Source organism: Mesorhizobium sp., from assembly GCF_004962925.1.
In the GTDB taxonomy this organism is placed as follows: domain Bacteria; phylum Pseudomonadota; class Alphaproteobacteria; order Rhizobiales; family Rhizobiaceae; genus Mesorhizobium.
The window spans coordinates 1-2,707 of sequence record NZ_SUEO01000364.1; the positions used below are offsets into that span (position 1 = coordinate 1).

General features: G+C 60.7%; 5 protein-coding genes and 1 pseudogene. 2 read left to right on the top strand and 4 right to left on the bottom strand.

Going from position 1 to position 2,707, the window contains the following annotated elements; genetic code table 11:
• Window positions 1-184, top strand: a pseudogene (locus E5W87_RS34915) (hypothetical protein); the annotation flags it as partial.
• 114 nt (window positions 185-298) lie between these two features.
• Here the strand turns inward: E5W87_RS34915 and E5W87_RS34920 are convergent.
• From E5W87_RS34920 to E5W87_RS34930, 3 genes are read right to left on the bottom strand one after another with little or no spacing between them, the layout of a single operon-like run.
• Complete coding sequence (locus tag E5W87_RS34920) at window positions 299-553, bottom strand: RidA family protein (protein WP_292408367.1); 255 nt, start codon at window positions 551-553, stop codon at window positions 299-301.
• A gap of 4 nt (window positions 554-557) precedes the next feature.
• Window positions 558-1,022 carry a DUF6644 family protein gene (locus E5W87_RS34925; RefSeq protein WP_292408370.1) on the bottom strand — a complete coding sequence of 155 codons (465 nt, stop codon included), beginning with the start codon at window positions 1,020-1,022 and terminating at the stop codon, window positions 558-560.
• Window positions 1,023-1,412 (bottom strand): DUF6152 family protein, encoded by a 390-nt coding sequence (locus tag E5W87_RS34930; RefSeq protein ID WP_292408373.1) that lies wholly within the window; start codon window positions 1,410-1,412, stop codon window positions 1,023-1,025. It abuts the gene before it with no gap.
• A 507-nt stretch (window positions 1,413-1,919) separates the two neighbouring features.
• On the opposite strand from E5W87_RS34930, the gene E5W87_RS34935 reads away from it, so the two are divergent.
• Window positions 1,920-2,240, top strand: a complete 321-nt coding sequence (locus tag E5W87_RS34935; protein ID WP_292408377.1) for a DUF1476 domain-containing protein — start codon at window positions 1,920-1,922, stop codon at window positions 2,238-2,240.
• A 135-nt stretch (window positions 2,241-2,375) separates the two neighbouring features.
• On the opposite strand, the gene E5W87_RS34940 is transcribed toward E5W87_RS34935, so the two are convergent.
• A partial coding sequence (locus tag E5W87_RS34940; protein ID WP_292408380.1) for a DUF4142 domain-containing protein occupies window positions 2,376-2,707 on the bottom strand: 332 nt, incomplete at its 5' end.

Genomic DNA, 2,707 nt, shown 5'->3' on the forward strand with positions numbered 1-2,707 from the left:
CGGTGGAGAAATGGAATGCGCCGGCCTTGCAGCAACAGCTTTCGATCGGAAAGTACCTTTTGTTATGTTCAAAGGGATATGCGATTTTGCGGAAGGAAAGAATGATTCTTATCAAGCAATGGCAGCTAAGAATGCTTGCAGACTTGCAATTTCGATGGTCAACGCGCGCTGGTCCAAAAAGTGAACATCCAGCTCCTTCCAATCCGCACTGCCCTCTACAGTAAAATCCGTCAGGTTCCAGAGGATCTCGCAGTGCCGATGGCGCGGAGCTCTCCTGGCGAACCTCCGGCTTGAAAGCTCACGCCACCGCGACACACTCGATCTCGAAAGTCGAACTCCATCGGCCACGACGCCGCCGGCACGAAGCTGCGTGCCGGCGGGTTCGTCGAAAAGTACTTGGCATAACCCGATTGATGGCGTTGTAGAAGCCGGAATTGACGGCGTACATGCGCACCATCACCACATTGTCGAGCGAGGTTCCCGCCCCTTCCAGACAATGTTTCAGCGCCTTCAACGACGTCTCGGTCTGCGTTTCGATGTCGCCGCGCACCATCGCCTCAGTTCAGAAACCCAATAAACCGTCCGGCGAAAAGCACGGAGGTCCACAGCATCAGCGAGAGCACAGCCAGGATGGTGACGGTGCCGCCGGCCGGCTCGCCACCACCTTTTGCGCGGCGCATGAAGACGAGGAAGTTGGCGCCGGCGAGAAGGATGAGCGCCATCTTGGCGAGGAAAATCGGCATCGCCGCATACTCCCTCGCCCTGACCGAAAAGAGCAGCGACCCGGTGACCAGCGCACCGGCAAACGCGGTAAATGCGGTGCGGCGCAGCAGCGCGACGAACGCCGCTTGCGGCAGCGAGCGGAAGGCGCCGAGGATCCTGAGGTCCATGAGCCAGACGCTGGTCAGCAGCGCGCCGATCGACATGATGTGGAGCGCGTTGACGATGGGGTAGGCGACGAAGGATGCCTTCAGTCCCCGCACGAAGGCCAGTTGCTCGATGCCGGCGAGGAGCCCGTCCATTCAAGCCGGCGGCACGCGGTCGGGATAGACATCGTAAGTCTTGCCGTTGACGATGACGCGGGATGCTTTCATACGCTTCTCGGCCTCGTCGAGCGAGCGGTGGCCGATCGCGGTCACTTCGTCGCCGACCTTGGCAACCTCCTCCGTGAAGCCGGCGGCAATGGTGCGGGACGGCGGCGCCATCTCCACCCGCCAGACCTCTCCCTCTGCGTCGACATCCAGCGTGGCGTGCGGATTGCCGATATAGATGGCCGTGATCTTGCCCCGGAGTTCAAAGAACCCGTCCTGCGTCCACGACCAGCCGTGATGGGCATAGGCTGCGGTGGCGGCGGCAAGGATCACTGCTGATGCCAGCGTGACGGTCCGAATCCCGTTGAAAGGTGACTGCATCGCTCGTCTCCTCGGCCCATCCCGCCATTCGAGAGTAGGTCACGGCGAGGCAACGTCAAATCACATCGGTGCGAAGGGTGTCGGCCATGGCCGCTATGGACCGTTCGCCCAGGCGCCGCCCGATCGATCGCTGACAGGGCAAGCGCTTAAGGTTGGCGCTGCCCCTCATTCCCTGCCGGGCATTTCTCCCCGTATAGTGACGGGGAGAAAGACGCCTTCGCAAACGATTTCGCCAATCTCCAGCGCTGCAGAAAACGTGCCGAGGTTGCGGCCAGCCTCTTCTCCCCGTCCCTATACGGGGAGAAGGTGCCGGCAGGCGGATGAGGGGCGGCACCGACATCGACAATTGGTCAGTCGAGCGCCACTTTTATCGGCAGCGATTGCCCTACGGCACAAACGCTCCGGTCTTGCTTATGACGTATATGCACGCCATGTTCGGCCCCTACCCCGCCGCTCTTCTTCTCCATCGGATGAAGGTCGGAGACTCACACCTGAACGAGGCACACCATGAGCAGTATGAGAGACCGTCAGGAAGGCTTCGAAAAGAAGTTTGCGATGGACGAGGAAACGAAATTCAAGGCTATGGCGCGCCGCAACAAGCTGCTCGGCCTGTGGGCCGCCGAAAAGCTCGGCAAGTCAGGTGAGGACGCCGACGCCTATGCGAAAGAGGTGGTGCGCGCGGATTTCGAAGAGGCCGGGGACGACGATGTGTTCCGCAAGGTACGCGCCGATTTCGACGCGGCCGGCATCGCCCAGTCGGATCATCAGATTCGCAGCGCCATGGCCGAACTGCTGGTGACCGCAGTCGAGCAGATCAAAACGAGCTGAGCACCGCTCGGTCCGACAGAAACCGCCCGCAGCCGGCAGTAGTGCCAGCCTAAAGCGCGTCGCCACGCGCTTTAGGTTCTTGTTCTTATGCATGTCGTTATCCCAAAACCGCTACGCACTTTTGGGCGACATGCGTTAGCTGTGGGCGGCCGCCAGATTCTTTACGTGCTTTTCGTGCATCCGCAGCGTCGGTAGCATCTTCTTGGCGAATTCCTTCAGCGCCGGGTCTTCGCCCGACTGCGCATAGGTGGAAAACAGCGCCAACGCCTGCTTGTGCGCCTCGGTCTGCAGAACGATGTATTTCGCCTGGAATTCATCGCCGTCGAGGGTCTTGAGCTGGTCCAGCATCGCCTGGTCCTTCGGCTGCAGGGCCGGGCCGTTCGGTGTCACCGAGGCCGTCGTCTGGCTCTGTTGGAGAGCTGCCTTGAAATCCTCACCGGCCTTGGTGTGATCCCTAACCATCAGCG

Coding starts and splice junctions, on each gene's coding strand:
- E5W87_RS34920 (WP_292408367.1), bottom strand. CDS start 553: ATGGTGCGCGGCGACATCGAAACGCAGACCGAGACGTCGTTGAAGGCG.
- E5W87_RS34925 (WP_292408370.1), bottom strand. CDS start 1,022: ATGGACGGGCTCCTCGCCGGCATCGAGCAACTGGCCTTCGTGCGGGGA.
- E5W87_RS34930 (WP_292408373.1), bottom strand. CDS start 1,412: ATGCAGTCACCTTTCAACGGGATTCGGACCGTCACGCTGGCATCAGCA.
- E5W87_RS34935 (WP_292408377.1), top strand. CDS start 1,920: ATGAGCAGTATGAGAGACCGTCAGGAAGGCTTCGAAAAGAAGTTTGCG.